Origin of the sequence: Roseospira marina, from assembly GCF_014197855.1 — a bacterium.
Classification (GTDB): domain Bacteria; phylum Pseudomonadota; class Alphaproteobacteria; order Rhodospirillales; family Rhodospirillaceae; genus Rhodospira; species Rhodospira marina.
Genome location: NZ_JACIGJ010000003.1, coordinates 263468 through 278379, shown reverse-complemented (window position 1 = coordinate 278379; position 14912 = coordinate 263468). Strand labels below are relative to the sequence as shown.

At 68.7% G+C, this 14912-nt stretch carries 17 protein-coding genes; 13 read left to right on the top strand and 4 right to left on the bottom strand.

From position 1 onward, the window contains the following. Positions 1-39: 39 nt before the first annotated feature. Entirely contained in the window at positions 40-486 is a 447-nt protein-coding gene (locus GGD82_RS05685) for a CBS domain-containing protein (protein WP_150062364.1), read from the top strand. Between the two features lie 36 nt (positions 487-522). Here the strand turns inward: GGD82_RS05685 and GGD82_RS05680 are convergent, their stop codons facing one another. After that, entirely contained in the window at positions 523-1425 is a 903-nt protein-coding gene (locus tag GGD82_RS05680) for a hemerythrin domain-containing protein (protein ID WP_150062365.1), read from the bottom strand. A gap of 437 nt (positions 1426-1862) precedes the next feature. On the opposite strand from GGD82_RS05680, the gene GGD82_RS05675 reads away from it, so the two are divergent. Then, on the top strand, positions 1863-2840 hold the full coding sequence (locus tag GGD82_RS05675; RefSeq protein WP_150062366.1) for an AEC family transporter: 978 nt from the start codon (positions 1863-1865) through the stop codon (positions 2838-2840). Between the two features lie 38 nt (positions 2841-2878). Here GGD82_RS05675 and GGD82_RS05670 read toward each other — a convergent pair whose 3' ends face one another. Continuing rightward, complete coding sequence (locus GGD82_RS05670; protein ID WP_150062367.1) at positions 2879-3694, bottom strand: methyltransferase domain-containing protein; 816 nt, start codon at positions 3692-3694, stop codon at positions 2879-2881. A 126-nt stretch (positions 3695-3820) separates the two neighbouring features. On the opposite strand from GGD82_RS05670, the gene GGD82_RS05665 reads away from it, so the two are divergent. The 11 genes from GGD82_RS05665 (at position 3821) to GGD82_RS05615 (ending at position 13025) form a co-directional block, all read left to right on the top strand. Further along, positions 3821-4420: a phenylacetic acid degradation protein PaaY gene (locus GGD82_RS05665; RefSeq protein ID WP_150062368.1), complete on the top strand. Its 600-nt coding sequence runs from the start codon at positions 3821-3823 to the stop codon at positions 4418-4420. Positions 4421-4803: 383 nt separating this feature from the next. Then, positions 4804-5088, top strand: a complete 285-nt coding sequence (locus tag GGD82_RS05660; protein ID WP_150062369.1) for a hypothetical protein — start codon at positions 4804-4806, stop codon at positions 5086-5088. A 98-nt stretch (positions 5089-5186) separates the two neighbouring features. Continuing rightward, on the top strand, positions 5187-6692 hold the full coding sequence (locus tag GGD82_RS05655) for a replicative DNA helicase (RefSeq protein ID WP_150062370.1): 1506 nt from the start codon (positions 5187-5189) through the stop codon (positions 6690-6692). A gap of 137 nt (positions 6693-6829) precedes the next feature. Beyond that, on the top strand, positions 6830-7429 hold the full coding sequence (locus tag GGD82_RS05650) for a D-sedoheptulose-7-phosphate isomerase (RefSeq protein ID WP_150062371.1): 600 nt from the start codon (positions 6830-6832) through the stop codon (positions 7427-7429). Positions 7430-7457: 28 nt separating this feature from the next. Then, positions 7458-8105 carry an RdgB/HAM1 family non-canonical purine NTP pyrophosphatase gene (gene rdgB / locus GGD82_RS05645; protein ID WP_246163876.1) on the top strand — a complete coding sequence of 216 codons (648 nt, stop codon included), beginning with the start codon at positions 7458-7460 and terminating at the stop codon, positions 8103-8105. A 313-nt stretch (positions 8106-8418) separates the two neighbouring features. Further along, entirely contained in the window at positions 8419-9633 is a 1215-nt protein-coding gene (locus GGD82_RS05640) for an NADP-dependent isocitrate dehydrogenase (RefSeq protein WP_150062372.1), read from the top strand. Positions 9634-9840: 207 nt separating this feature from the next. Continuing rightward, positions 9841-10095 (top strand): FitA-like ribbon-helix-helix domain-containing protein, encoded by a 255-nt coding sequence (locus GGD82_RS05635; protein WP_150062373.1) that lies wholly within the window; start codon positions 9841-9843, stop codon positions 10093-10095. A gap of 68 nt (positions 10096-10163) precedes the next feature. Then, the gene (locus GGD82_RS05630; RefSeq protein WP_375782116.1) at positions 10164-10514 is read left to right on the top strand and encodes a PIN domain-containing protein; all 351 of its coding nucleotides are present in this window, start codon (positions 10164-10166) and stop codon (positions 10512-10514) included. Positions 10515-10569: 55 nt separating this feature from the next. Further along, positions 10570-11136, top strand: coding sequence for an AAA family ATPase (locus tag GGD82_RS05625; protein WP_150062374.1), 567 nt, complete (start codon positions 10570-10572; stop codon positions 11134-11136). Positions 11137-11184: 48 nt separating this feature from the next. Further along, positions 11185-12147 (top strand): proline dehydrogenase family protein, encoded by a 963-nt coding sequence (locus tag GGD82_RS05620; protein ID WP_150062375.1) that lies wholly within the window; start codon positions 11185-11187, stop codon positions 12145-12147. A gap of 80 nt (positions 12148-12227) precedes the next feature. Then, entirely contained in the window at positions 12228-13025 is a 798-nt protein-coding gene (locus GGD82_RS05615) for a substrate-binding domain-containing protein (RefSeq protein ID WP_150062376.1), read from the top strand. An 82-nt stretch (positions 13026-13107) separates the two neighbouring features. Here GGD82_RS05615 and GGD82_RS05610 read toward each other — a convergent pair whose 3' ends face one another. Further along, entirely contained in the window at positions 13108-13536 is a 429-nt protein-coding gene (locus GGD82_RS05610; protein WP_150062377.1) for a hypothetical protein, read from the bottom strand. A 68-nt stretch (positions 13537-13604) separates the two neighbouring features. Beyond that, a complete protein-coding gene (locus GGD82_RS05605) occupies positions 13605-14903 on the bottom strand; it encodes a DUF2478 domain-containing protein (protein WP_150062378.1) in 1299 nt (432 codons plus the stop codon). Positions 14904-14912 lie beyond the last annotated feature (9 nt).

Below are 14912 nucleotides of genomic sequence, written 5' to 3'. Positions count from 1 at the left end.
GCGTTCGCAGCCACGTTCCAGCGATGGGGAGGGTTCCGTATGCTTCGGAAGCTCGTGCCGGACATTGTAAACATGAGCGTGCTGATCAGCGTCGCCCCAGAGGCGACGGCACGCGACGTGGCCGTGGCGATGACCACCCACCGGGTCGCGGCGGTGCTGGTCATGGATGGCAAACGTCTGGTCGGGATCGTGACCGAGCGCGATATCACCGGCCGCATCGTCGCAGAGGGCCGCAACCCGGCCGTCGTTCGCGCGGACGAGATCATGACGCGCGATCCCTACTCGCTGCCACCGGATGCGACCGCGTTCGAGGCGCTGGGCCTGATGCAGGCGCACAAGTTCCGGCATCTGCCGATCGTGGAGGATGACCGCGTCGTGGCCATGGTCTCGATGCGCGACCTTCACAGCGCGATTCATCGCCAGCTGTCGCAGGATCTCCGCGATCGCGACACCTACATTCACGGCGAGAACTACGGCGTCGCGTGATCGCTGCCGGTTCCGCGTTCCGATCCCGGCCGGCTGTCACGGCGCCCGTTCGAGCACGAGCGCGCGCAGCGGTACGGCGGCGTCGAGCGTGGTCTGGGCGGCCGTTGCGATGTCGGCGACGCGGCAGGGATAGCCGAGGATGTTGGCGACACCGGCGCCCTCGCACGCATCCAATATGTCCAATGGGTTGCCGAAATGGCACGCCACCACCGCCGTTTCGGTGGTCCGGTACACCCGCCGGGCCAGCGGTGTGGCGCCGGGTAGCGTCCAGTCGAGGAACAGCAGGTCCGGGGTCTCGGTCTCGATGAGGGCGCTGGCGGTTGCAAGATCGCGTGCCTGAGAGACACTCATGCCCTGGTCGCGTAGGGCGCGCGACAGGAAATAGGCGCGCCCGACGTCGCCCTCCGCGATGGCGGCGTGGCGGCCCAAGAGCGGTCGCCGGTCGGCGGGGTCTGGCGGGGCGTCCGGCCGACCGAGGTTCAATCGGTGTGTGATGGGTGCGTACCGGCACCGCCGGATCTCCGCCTCAATCTCCGGGTGGCGCCGCATGACGGCCCCCACGTGCGCCCGGTCTTCCTTGCCGATATGGCGTGTGAGCCACTGCGTCAGGGCCTGCACCATCGACGGGAACGGAACCGTGCTGGGATCGGCCTTGAACGCCCGGTCTGTCTCCATCAGCCAGGCGAGAAGGCGCTGGTGGCTGTCGTGGTGCGCCTGAAGGATGGTCGCCGGCGCGTTGGCGCGGGCCAAGACCCGTTCCTCGACAAAGAAATGGATCTGGGCGTAGCGCGCCAGAACGGCCAACTCGCGCCGCACCGCCGGCAGGCAGCCGCGCCAGTCCTCTCCGAGGTCCATCATCCGGTTGAGGCAGCCCAGCAGGATCTGATGGTGAAAATCCAGCGTGGGCGAGTGGACCGACAGCGTCTCGGTCCAGGCCATAGAACAGGAACGGCGCGCGGCCGGATGATCGCCCCCGCTATACCAGGAGGCGGCCGCGCCGGACGTGTCCCACGGCTCCTTCTTCGACCGGTGTATGTCCACCCGAGCCTTGTCCCCTCGCGGCGAGGCCTGTGTCCTCCGGGTCCAGGTGCGGCCACACACGCGGTGTTCGCGACCCGCCGCTCTGCCTCTGGGCTCGGGTTTGGACCCGGGCCGTCTCCCGCGAACTAAAAAGCATGACACATCGGTTACAGAATACCACGATGGTGAAGGAACGCCCACCTGGACGAAGTGTGTAGGAGGGGGACCGGTCCCCTCGGAGCGCCAAAGGTCCGAGAATCCCGTTGTGGTCGGCGCGCCTTTGCGCCAACGTTTTTTCGCCGTTTATGGTGAGAGGTGCGTGTTTCAACGGGTGGCCGCCACGATGACCGGGGCTCATGTTAAACGTTATCGGACTTATTCTTCCGCTGTTCGGTCTCATCGCGCTGGGTGCGGTTCTGGGGCGGCTGAAGCGGCTGCCGCTGAACGAGCTTGGGTGGCTGAACACGTTCGTCGTCTATCTGGCGCTGCCGGCGCTGTTCTTCAGCCTGCTGGCCAAGACGCCGGTGGAGACGCTGACACGCTGGGACTTCATCCTCACGAATGTCGGGATGACGTTCGTGGTCCTGGCTTTGACGTTCGGCGTGGCGATGGTGGCCACGCGCGGACGCGGTGATGAGGCCACGGTGCAGGCTCTGGCGGCCGGCTACGGCAACATCGGCTACATGGGGCCGGGCCTCGCCCTGCTGGTGTTCGGTCCGGACGCGGCTGTGCCCGTCGCGCTGATCTTCTGCTTTGAAAACGTTATGCACTTCACGCTCGCGCCGGCGCTGATGGCGCTGGCCGGGAAGCAGGCGCGCCCGCCGTGGCGGGTGGCGCGCGATGTGGTGATTCAGATCGTGACGCATCCGTTCATCGTGGCGACGGCGCTGGGGGTGGCGACGGCGTTCCTGGGCCTGGTGCCGCCCGGCCCGTTGAGCCGCATGATCGATACGCTGGCGGGGGCGGCGGCGCCCTGCGCCCTGTTCGCGATGGGGGTTACGCTGGTGCTGCGTCCGCTCACGCGGGTGCCGGCCGCGTTGGGCTACATCGTGCCGGTGAAGCTGGTGGTCCACCCCGCGCTGATGCTCGCGGGGCTGTCCCTGGTCGGGCCGTTCGATCCGGTCTGGACGGCGACGGCCGTGCTGATGGCCTCCCTGCCCACCGCGACCAACGTGTTCGTGATCGCGCAGCAGTACGATGTGTGGACCGAGCGGGCCTCGGCCAGCATCCTCGCGACCACGGTTCTGTCGGTGCTGACGGTTCCGGTGCTGCTGTACGCGATGACGGCGGGGATCCTGCCCGGCGCGTTGGCGGTGCCCGCGCTGCCAGGGTAGCGCCAGGGGACGGCGACCGTCGGTCAGGCGTCGGTCGGTCAGGCGTCGGGCCGCGTGGCGATCAGGAACAGCCGGCGGAACGGGAACAGGGTGCGCCCATCCGGCAACGCTGTGTAGGCCGCCGCCACCCGCGCGCGGTAGGCCGCGAGGAAGGCATCGCGCTTTGTGGGATCATCCTCCAGGCGGGCCAGCCAGGGCCGCAGCGTGGTCGAGCGGGTGACGTCGGCGATGGTCTCCGGGCCGCCCGGGAGAATCTGCTGGTAGTCCGTCTCCCACAGCGCCAGGTCCGCCGCGCCGGCCGCCAGCAGGCGCGCCGCGTAGGCGTCCGGTGGGTCCACGGGCGCGGGGCGCGCGATCAGGTCCGCGAACCGGTCCGCCCAGGGGCCGTCCGCTGCCACGGTCTTGACCAGGGCGTGCGAGGGGCGATCGAAATTCCGCGGCATCTGCACCGCGAGCACGCCCCCCGGCGCCAGAAGACTCAGCAGGCGCGGAAACAGGCGGTCATGATCCCCCAGCCAGTGCAGGGCGGCGTTGGACAAGAGGACATCGGGGCGAGCCTCCCGCGGTGGGGTCCAGGTGGCGATATCGGCCTCGGCCCAGGCGATATCCGGGGCGCTTTCGGCGCGCGCTCGCGCCAGCATGGCGGGGGAGGCGTCCACGCCCAGGATCGCCGCGTCGGGCCAGCGGGTGCGGGCGTGGCGGGTCAGCGTGCCGGTGCCACACCCCAGGTCCACGACATGGGCCGGCCGCTCCAGCGGTACGCGGGCCAGCAGGTCCAGGGCCGGGCGCAGGCGATGGTCGGCGAAGGCAAGATAGTCGCTTGGGGTCCAGTCTGGCGGGGTCCAGTCGGTCATCGGTGTGTTCTCCCTTGCCCGGCCGGGCGTCCGCCGTCACCATGGCGGGAACCATACGGTGGCGGATGGAACCGGTCCGCCCCGTCGTCGCGGACCCCGATCCGACGGACCCGGAGAGCCGAGCCCATGCCCGTGTATGCTTTCGAAGACCTGATCCCGGTCGTGCACCCCACGGCCTTTATCCACCCCACCGCGATTCTGATCGGGGACGTCCAGATCGGGGCCGGCGTCTATGTCGGGCCGTCCGCGTCGCTGCGGGGCGACTTCGGCCGTATCCTCCTGGAGGAGGGCAGCAACATCCAGGACAATTGCACCATGCACGGGTTCCAGAACACGGACACCGTGGTGGAGGCGGACGGCCATATCGGCCACGGCGCCATCCTGCACAGCGCGCGGGTGGGGCGCGGGGCGCTCGTCGGCATGAACAGCGTGGTGATGGACGGCGCCGTCATCGGGCCGGAAAGCATTGTGGCCGCGCAGTGCTTCGTGAAGGCGGGCAGCACGTTTGGGCCGCGTTCCCTGATCGCCGGCGTGCCGGGCAAGGTGATCCGGGCGGTGACCGACGCGGAATTTGCGTGGAAGACGGAGGGCACGCGGCAGTATCAGGACTTGGCGCAGCGCTGCCGCAGGGGGCTGCGGGTCGTCGAGCCCCTGACCGAGCCGGAGCCGGATCGTCCGACGGTGCAGTGGGCCGACCTCAAGCCGCTGTATCAGTCCCGGGGCTAGATCTTTGCGCGGCGGGTCCCGGGGCCACATGGCCCCGGAGCGTGTCGAGTCGCACACCGCGCGGGGGGAGCGGTCCCCGCCATGCGCAGAGTGCGGCACATTGAAACGAAATCGAAACGGCGCCATATGGTTTAGTCGACCCCATCCGAAACAATTCAGGGGCGGTCGAAGGCATGCGTTTTTGACCCGTATCGCTTCCGTCGTTGGTATACATATAGCTGCAGCCTGTACACATCGACGGCACACCTTTTCGGTGTCTCATCTTTTCTTATATGATTCGTGAGGTCCAAAAGTAGAGCACTCGCGGACGGCTATCCTGGAACCGAAGATCCCGTCTGTGTACGTCGTGCACGACGCGGACATCCTTGGAGGGGGATGGATCCATGCCGTACATCGAGCCGAGACCGAAGACACCCAAAGGGCGCGCGCGGCGGACACCGGAGCGGTCTTTGGAGCGGGGGGCCACCCCGGAGGACGATCAAACCCTCGTGGAGCGCGTGCATGCTTTCGCACTGTCGGTCTCTGCGACGGAAGAGCAGGCGTGGCGCGCGACCGTAGGCGCCTACCTTCAAAAGCATCCGGATGTCAGTCTCGCCATGGCTGAACGGGTGGTGACCTGTCTGATCCGGCCGATCAAGCCCGCTGTGCGATCACGGATCGCCGAATAACACCGATCCGGTTCCGCGCCTCCGTTATCCCCGGGATTCACAGGCTTGGATCCGCGACCCCTCTTCGTCGGACGCGGGCAAGGCGCTATGCTCCGGCCATGTCCACGTCCCTCAATCCCACGCGCGACGAGGCCGGCGCCAGCGCCGGTCTGCGTCCGCCCCCCGCCAGCCTGGAGGCCGAGCAGGCCTTTCTCGGCGCGCTGCTGTCCAACAACAAGGTCTTGGAACGGGCCGGTGAGTATCTCCGCGCGGAGCATTTCACGCACCCGGCCCACAGCCTGATCTATGACGTCTGCCAGCGCCTGATCGAGCGCAATCAGGTCGCCAACGCCGTCACCGTGAAGCCCTATGTGGAGTCGGACGACGCCCTGGCCGATCTGGGTGGGGCGCGTTATCTGGCGACGCTGATGGGCTCCGTCGTCACGATCATCAACGCGACCGACTATGCGCGGCTGATCCATGACTACTACCTGCGGCGTCAGCTTGTCGGCCTCGGCACCGACATGGTCAACGAGGCGCACGACAACGACATCGAGATCAACGCCACCGATCTGATCGAGGCGGGTGAGCAGCGCCTGTACGATCTGGCGACCCATGGGCAGTACGATGGCGGTCTGACGGACTTTTCCTCCGCCCTGCGCGGCGCGTTGACGATGGCGGAGGCCGCCCACCGCCGTGAGGGCCGGCTGGCCGGCGTGACGACCGGTCTGGTCGACCTGGACCGCAAGCTGGGCGGCCTGCACCCGTCGGATATGTTGATCCTGGCCGGGCGCCCGTCCATGGGCAAGACCGCGCTGGCGACCAACATTGCCTTCAACGCCGCCAAGTACTGCCTTGACGAAGCCGACGAGGAGTTCAAGGGCAAGGCGGTCGCCTTCTTCTCGCTGGAAATGAGCGCCGAACAGCTCGCCACCCGTATTTTGTCAGAGCGTCTGGAGGTGTCCTCGCACAAGATTCGCACCGGCGAGCTGTCCAATGAGGACTTCGACCGCCTGCTGGTCGAAAGTCAGGACCTGAACCGGATCCCGCTGCACATCGACGACACGCCGGCCCTGACCGTCTCCGCCATGCGCACCCGCTGTCGGCGGCTGGCGCGCCAGCACGGTCTGGCGCTGGTGGTGGTCGACTACCTCCAGCTCATGAGCGCGGGCAAGTTGGCCAACGCCGATTCCCGCGTGCAGGAGGTCTCGGCCATCACGCGCGGCCTGAAGGCGCTCGCCAAGGAGCTGAACGTCCCGGTCATCGCCCTGTCGCAGCTCTCGCGCGCCGTGGAGCAGCGCGAGGACAAGCGGCCGCAGCTCGCCGACCTGCGTGAATCCGGTTCCATCGAGCAGGACGCCGACGTTGTCATGTTCGTGTTCCGGGAGCAGTACTACCTGGAACGTGCGGAGCCCATGCGCCGGGCCGAAGAGACCGAGGACAAGTACATGGAGCGCCACCAGCAATGGCTGGAGCGCTGCGACAAGGCCCATAACGTGGCCGAGGTGATCGTCGCCAAGCAGCGCCATGGTCCCATCGGCAATGTGCGCCTGTTCTTCGACGGTCTCTACACGCGCTTCGGCAACCTGGAGGTCAGCGACGATCCGGAAGGGCCGGACTTCTGACCGGGCACGCGCCCTTAGGGTCATACAGGGCGGGATGTCACGCGCTCGGGCCTTGACCTGGACGGACCGGAGCGGGACAACCGAACGAACGCCCGACGCGGCGCCTTCTGTCCCTTGTCATATCGGACCTTTCGCCCATGGACGCTGCCCCGTCCGGCCCCCCGGGGGCCGAGACCAGCCTGACCGAGTATCTGGACGACAGCCTTGCGGTGCTGCGCGCCCTGCAGGACGCCGACGTCACCCATGCCATGCAGGCGGCGGTGACCCTGATGGTGGATGCGCTGCGCGCGCGCCGTCCCGTGCTGGTCTGCGGCAATGGCGGCTCCATGGCGGACGCGCAGCACATTGCCGGGGAGTTGACCGCCCGCTTTCTGCTCGACCGCGCCGGCCTGCCGGTGATGGCGCTGGGCACCAACACGGCGACCCTGACGGCCTGGAGCAACGACGTCGGGTTCGAAAGCCTCTTGGCGCGGGAAGTGGAGGCGTTCGGCGGCTCCGGTGGGGTGCTGCTGGCGATCAGCACCAGCGGCAACTCGGCCAACGTCGTGGCGGCGGCGCAGGCGGCGCGCGCCCGCGCCATGACGGTCATCGCGATGACGGGAGCCGGCGGTGGACGGCTGGCGCCGCTGTCTGATGTGCTGCTGGCGGCGCCGTCCTCGTTCACGCCGATGATCCAACAGGCGCACCAGTGCCTATACCATTATCTCTGCCTGCGGGTGGAGGCGGCTCTGGCCTGACCGTTCCAGTTCTGATCGGGAGACGCTCATGCACGGCACCATGCCCCCCCGGCCGGAGGCGCGCCCCGCGTCCCGCCGCTTCGACCACGGCACCCTGGTCGTCGCCAGCCACAACCCCGGCAAGGTCCGGGAGATTGCCGATCTGCTGGCGCCCCTGGGCGGCCCCCGCGTCGTGTCGGCCGGAGACCTTGACCTGCCGGAGCCGGAGGAAACCGGAACCACCTTCATCGCCAACGCGGAACTGAAGGCGAGGGCGGCGGCGCAGGCCAGCGGCCATCCCGCGCTGGCGGACGACTCCGGGCTAGAGGTGCGCGCGCTGGAGGGCGCCCCCGGTATCTACTCGGCGCGCTGGGGCGGACCCGACCGCGATTTCGCCCTGGCCATGAGCCGGGTGAACCGCGAACTGGGCGGCACCCGGGATCGCCGCGCCAACTTCACCTGTGCGCTGTCCCTCGCCTGGCCGGATGGGCATGTGGAGACCTTCGAAGGGCACGTGTACGGCGATCTGGTCTGGCCGCCGCGCGGCGCCAAGGGCTTCGGCTACGACCCCATCTTTCAACCGGACGGTCACGCGCAGACGTTCGCCGAGATGGAGCCCGCAGCCAAGCACGCCATGAGCCATCGGGCCGAGGCGTTCCGTCAACTCGTCGCCGCCTGCTTCGCCCCGGCCCGGTAGGGCGGGGGCGGGAGCCCGACATGCGGACTCGGCGATACCACTCCGGGCTTGCCTTCACCGGCGGGGTTGCTATGGTTCCGCCGTCCGTTTCCGGGCCTTCGTCCTGAGGGCCCCGCCGCGCTCGCCCCGGGCCGGCCTCACTTTCCCCAGGGGGCGCTCCCCCGCGGACATGAGCCGCCGCGCTGACCGGGATGGATCCGTCCCGCCGTCGCCGGCGGTGTTCGGTGACAATCCTGCGCGGCCCGTGCGCCCGCCCGGTCCGATCCGGCGGCGGTGGCGCCTGGGCGCGAATGAAGCAAGAGGAGCCCCCGTCATGAGCAAGATCAAGGTCGCCAATCCGATCGTGGAGCTGGACGGCGACGAGATGACCCGCATCATCTGGGCCTTCATCAAGGACAAGCTGATCCTGCCGTACCTGGATGTCGAGCTGCTGTACTACGATCTCGGCATCGAAAAGCGCGACGAGACCGACGACCAGATCACCGTGGACGCCGCCGAGGCGATCAAGACGCACCGCGTCGGCGTGAAGTGCGCGACCATCACCCCGGACGAGGCGCGGGTGGAGGAATTCAGCCTCAAGAAGATGTGGCGCTCCCCCAACGGCACCATCCGCAACATCCTGGGCGGCACCGTCTTCCGCGAGCCGATTATTTGCAGCAACGTGCCGCGCTATGTGCCGGGCTGGACGCAACCGATTGTGATTGGCCGTCACGCCTTCGGTGACCAGTACCGCGCCACCGACTTCACGGTGCCGGGCAAGGGTAAGCTGACCGTCACCTTCACGCCCGACGACGGCGGCGCGCCGATCACGCACGAGGTCTACGACTTCCCGAGCGCAGGCGTCGCCATGACCATGTATAACCTGGACGACTCCATTCGCGGCTTCGCCCGGGCCTGCATGAACTACGGCCTGAACCGGGGTTGGCCGGTCTACCTGTCGACCAAGAACACGATCCTGAAGGCCTATGACGGCCGCTTCAAGGATCTGTTCCAGGAGGTGTTCGACGCCGAGTTCAAGGACAAGTTCGACGCCGCCGGCATCACCTACGAGCATCGTTTGATCGACGACATGGTCGCCTGCTGCATGAAGTGGGAAGGCGGCTTCGTCTGGGCCTGCAAGAACTACGACGGCGACGTGCAGTCCGACACCGTGGCGCAGGGCTTCGGCTCGCTGGGCCTGATGACCTCCGTCTTGATGACGCCGGACGGCCAGACGGTCGAGGCCGAGGCGGCGCACGGCACCGTCACCCGCCACTTCCGCCAGCATCAGAAGGGGCAGGAGACGTCGACCAACCCGATCGCCTCCATCTTCGCCTGGACCCGGGGCCTGAAGTTCCGCGGCGAGTTCGACGGCACGCCCGAGGTGGTGCGCTTCGCCGAGACGCTGGAGCGCGTGTGCGTGGAGACGGTCGAAGCCGGCTTCATGACCAAGGACCTGGCGCTGCTGATCTCCAAGGATCAGCCGTACCTGACCACCCAGCAGTTCCTCGACAAGCTCGACGAGGGCCTGAAGGCCGCCATGGGGTGACGCGGCGGAGGCCGCTGCCTTGCCGGGGGTGACCCTGGGGCGTAAATCTAAAGGGTCCGTCGGTTGCCGCCGGCGGGCCCTTTTTGCGTTCGATCTGGGATGGCCACGTATGGCCTTCGTGGTTCTCGTCGCCGTCTGTACGTGCTGGACGATGGCAGGCTTATCATGCTGATAGCAGTGCAATCACATGGATGGAGGCGCGATCCGATGCCCGCTGTCACCATTCGCAATCTGTCGGCGGAGGCACACCGCGCCCTCAAGGTTCGCGCGGCCCAGCATGGCCGTAGCACCGAAGCCGAAATGCGCGGCATTCTGGAGGCAGCGGTTCGTCCGGCCGATCGCCTTCGCATCGGATCGGCGCTGGCGGCCTTGAGCCGCGATGCCGGGGTGACGGATGCCGATGTCGAGGCTATGGATCAAGGGCGCGACAGGACACCCGCCGCGCCCTTGGGCTTTGAATGATCGTCCTGGAGACGAACGTTGTGTCCGAGGCGATGAAGCCCGCGCCTGCCCCGGCCGTGCGCGACTGACTGGATGCCCAGGCGGCCGAGACGCTGTTTCTGTCCAGTGTGACCGTCGCGGAACTGCTGTTCGGCATTCGCGCCTTGCCCGAGGGGCAGCGTAGGCACGCCCTCGCCGGGATGTTCGACGGGCTGCTTGGGTTGTTCGAGGGCCGGATCCTGCCTTTCGATACAGAGGCCGCCTGTCACTATGCCGATCTTGCCGTGGCGGCCCGCGCCGCCGGTCAGGGGTTTCCGACACCGGACGGATACATCGCGGCCATCGCCAGCGCCCACGGGTGCGCGGTCGCCACGCGCGATGTGGGCGCGTTCAAGGCGGCGGCCGCTCCGACCCTTGACCCTTGGGCGACGGGACGGTAACGGGGCTGCGTTCGCGGTGCTTGATCCGGCGGTGTGATCGCGGAAGGGAAACCTGATGACTCGGTTTGTTGTGATCTCGGGGTGTTCGGGGGGCGGTAAGTCCACGGTGCTGGCCGCGTTGGCGCGGCGTGGGTACGCGATCGTCGAGGAGCCGGGGCGCCGCATCATCCGCGCGGAGGAGCAGCGCGGCGGAACGGCCTTGCCCTGGGTCGATCTCGCGGCCTTCGCGCGCCGGGCGGTGGCGATGGCCCTGGACGATCGGGCCGCCGCATCGCAAGCCCCCGGCGCCTGGGTGTTCTTCGACCGGGGCCTGATCGACGCGGCCGCCGCGCTGGCGCAGGCCACGGGCGACGACGCCCCGTTGGCGGACCTGTCCCTCTGTCACCGCTATCACCGGCAGGTTTTCCTGACGCCGCCCTGGCCCGAGATCTACGTCACCGAGCCGGAGCGGCGGCATGACCTGTCCGCTGCCGTGGCGGAGTATGATCGCCTGCTGCGCCTCTACCCCACGCTCGGATACGAGGTCGTGCTGGTGCCGAAGGTCTCGGTGGCGGAGCGGGCGGCGTTCATTCTCTCCACCCTGGCCGCGCCCGACGGTCCGGCCGACCCCGTCGCCGACTGAAGGCACCGAGTCCAGCCCTCCCTTCAAAACAGCAGGATCGACACGCCCATGTTCGCTCGCCTCTGGCAGTCTGCGATGATCGCCCTGGCCCGCTCACCCCGGGTGACCCACTTCATGCAGACGGCGCGCATCACGGCGGGCTTACGCGACCGGTTCGTCGCCAGCGGCGACGCGACCGACGCCGTGGCGCGCGCCCAAGCCTTGTTCCGGGACCAGGGCTTGCGATCCTCGCTGTTCTACCTGGGCGAATACGTCGATCAGCCGGCGTTGGTCGACGAGAACGTCGCGGCCAAGCAGGCGGTCATCCAGGCGCTGCGCGGCACCGGGCTCGACGTTCATGTGTCGGTGGACATGACCCAGGTGGGCCACCTGCTCGACCCCGCTCTTGCCGCGCGCCACTTGGACACCATTGCCGAGACTCTCCGGGACGGAGCGGCCGACGCGCCGCCGGACGGCCTGCATGTCCTGATGCTGGACATGGAGGATCCCTCGGTGGTCGATGCCACCATCGCCCTGCACGACGGTCTCGCGGATCGGGGCCTGCCGGTGGCGCTGACCCTGCAAGCCTACCTGAAGCGCACCGAGGCCGACCTGGACGCCCAGATCCGCCGGGGCGGCGCGGTTCGGCTGGTCAAGGGCGCGTTCGTCGGTACGCCGGCCATTGCCTACACCCGCCGCGCGGACATCAAGGCCAACTCCCGCCGTCTGATCGACCGCATGTTTTCGGCGGAGGCGCGGGCGGCCGGCTTTTATCCCATTGTCGCCACACACGACGCCCGCCTGACGGCCTACACGCGGGAGCGGGCGCGGGCCGGCGGCTGGCCGCCGGGTTCCTACGAGTTCGAGATGCTGCTGGGGGTGCGGGAACCGCTCGCCCGGGCGCTGGTGGCGGAGGGGGAACGGGTCCGCCTGTACGTGCCGTTCGGGCGCGACTGGTGGCCCTACTCGGTGCGGCGGATCGGGGAGAACCCGGCCAACGCCTGGCTTCTGACCCGCAGCCTCGTGGGCTGACTCTCGCCACCGCCCTAAGCCTGCCACATCGCCTCGGCACCGTTATTGCTCTGTCGTTTTGTCCGGTGTGGAGGTTTCTTATGGCCACTCCTGCTTTCGTCTCCCGGCGCGCGGCGCTGACCGGTGCGGCCGCGGCGACCGCCCTGGCGCTCGCGCCGTCGTCCGGTCGCGCCCAGACCGCCGGCACGACGGTGTTCGCCGATCCCTCCCTGAAACCCGTGCTGCAATCGCTGCTGCCCACGGTCCAAAAGACGGCCGGGCTGTCACTGATGGTGGCGTTCGGGGAGGCCTCCGGCGCGGCCGGCCGCACGGGCTCGCTGGTGCACGACGTCATCATCGTCGCCGGGGCCGGCAACATGGCGCGGCTGGTGGACGCCGGGCAGGTGGAGCCGCCGACCGACCTGCTGACCAACGGCCTGGCGCTGGTGGCGGCCCCGGGACGCGCCGCGCCGGACGCCGTGAGGCGCGGAATGGATCTGACCGCCTGGGTGGACCGGGACGCGCCGCTGGCTCTCGTGGATCCGGCGGCGAACAGCATCGGCGAGACCAGCCTGGATGCCCTCCGCGCCCTGGGGTGGGGTGAGGGTGTGTCCCGGCGGGTGGTGTTGGCGCCGGGACCGAGCACGGTGCTGGACTGGGTGGCCCACGACGAGGCCGCGCTGGGCGTCGCCCTGGCCAACGCGGCGCGGCACGACACCCGGGTTCGGGTCGTGGGCGCGTTCCCGCCCGGCACCTCAACGCCCGTGCTGTATCAGGTGGCGGTGCGGGCCGGCACGCCGGTCGACGCCCCCGCGCGGCGGTTCGTGCACGCGCTGTACAGCGAGGCCGCCCACGAGGCCTTCCGCGCCGACGGCCTGGTGCCGCTGGTGGCGCGTTGATGTCGTCCAGCCCCTTCGGCGCGCGGCGGGTGGTGGCGGCCGGGTCGGCCAGTCCAAAGTCCGCTCTGAGGGACAGCCCTGTCTACCGCGTTTCCTTGATCCTAGTGGCGATCAACAAGCATAAGGCCAGCGCAAGCCCGACAATCCCGGCGCACACGATCAAAGCCACGGCGGACCAATATGCGTCGCCAGTGGCGATGATATAGGCACACGCTGTCAGAGCGGGCGGGACCAGAAGCGCGAACCCCGTCGTTCCGGTATGCCGAGCACGGCTGACGTCGCTTGATAGTTTGGCAAGCGTTAGAAAGCACAGTGTCAATCCCAGTCCAAGCGACGTAAGGCCAAAAATAAGGGCTATACCGAGCCAGTATTCATCGGATGTAACGCTTAAATAGGCCGATATCGTCAATGCGGGCGGTATCGCTATGGCGATGAGCTTGTTTAGAAGTCCGTTGGATCCCTTTGTTATCTCGAGCTTTATGTTCCAGTTCTTTTTTTCTTGGTCTGTCATGAACAGTGTTCCCGCATGTTAAGATGTCAACAACCGTCACGCATCGGCTGCCAAAGGTCATTCGGCGCTTAAACGGGCTCGTCCGCTCCATCGCCGGTCCGTATCACCACGTCGCGGCCATAGCGGCGCAGCGTGCGCGCGCCGGCCCCTTCCGCCACCGCGCGCGCCAGCCCGTCCGGGTCTTCGGCCACGAACCCCGCCAGCGTCGTGATGCCGTGGTCGAACAACAGGGGGGAGAGCGGCGTGCCGGGGCCGACCAGCACGACCTCGGCGCCCGGCCGTGTGAGGGCGAGCAGGCCGGGCAGGGATCCGTTGGCGAAGGTCGAGGCGGTCAGCAACACCGCCTCGGCGTCGGGGATCAGGGCGCTGGCGGCGTGCTCGGGATAGCGATCCGGACCCGGGGTGCGCTCGATCAGGCGCAGGGCGGGTACGCGCTCGCGCACACCCGGGAACGCGCCCACCATTACGGGGGCGTTGGCGTGGACGGCGGCCTCCGCGAACAGATCGAGCCCGTTCGCGGAGTCTCCGGGGTGATCGAACCGATTCAGGGCCGTGTTCAGCGCCGCCGCACCCAGACCGCGCGCCATTGGATCCAGCGAGCCCGCCAGCCGTGCCAACTCGGCCAGGGGACGCCCGTTCAGGGTGCCCGCCGCCGGGGGCGGGCGACAGCCGGCGCCGTCGCGCGTGGGCGTCTGGGCGAGGCCGACGCCCTCCGGCCCCTCGACCAGGGTCCAGTTCAGGCCGATCACGACGCGCTGCACCACCGCGTCCGGCGGCACCAACGCCTGGAGGTCGTCGTACAGGCCGTGCGGTCCCCACCAGCGCCAGCATGCGTCCAGCGAGGGCGGCAACAGGCGACCGACCGGATGGGTGAACCGCAGCCAGTCCACGGCGTGGGCTTCCGGCACCAGGGTCAGCACCGGAACGCCCTCCGCCATCGCCGCCAGCATGTCGTGGGCGAGGCCGCCGCCCTCCGCCTCCAGGTGGGAGAACTTGGAGGCCACCAGCAGGTCAACCCCCGCGTCGAGGGCGGCGCGCAGCACGGGCGCGGCCCCGGCCAGCCCCTGCGTATCGAGGGAACACGCCGTGGAATCGCGGCCCAACGCCTGCATAATGTCGTGCGGTCGGCCGGTGGCAAGGTCGAGCAGGGTCATGCCCACCTTCCGCCCGGTCTCCGGATGGCGTTGGGTGCGTTGCGCAAGCCCGCCGACCCGCACTCCCCGGGCCTTCAGCGCCTCGGCGAAGGCGATCGGGATCGCCTCGACCGTGCCGGCGTGGCCGCTGTAGACCAGGGCGGCCGGGCCGGGGCGGGGGCGGGGAACGGTCGGGCCGGGATCGAGGCGGGCGGGCGGCGCGGATGCGGTCATGGTGTCCTC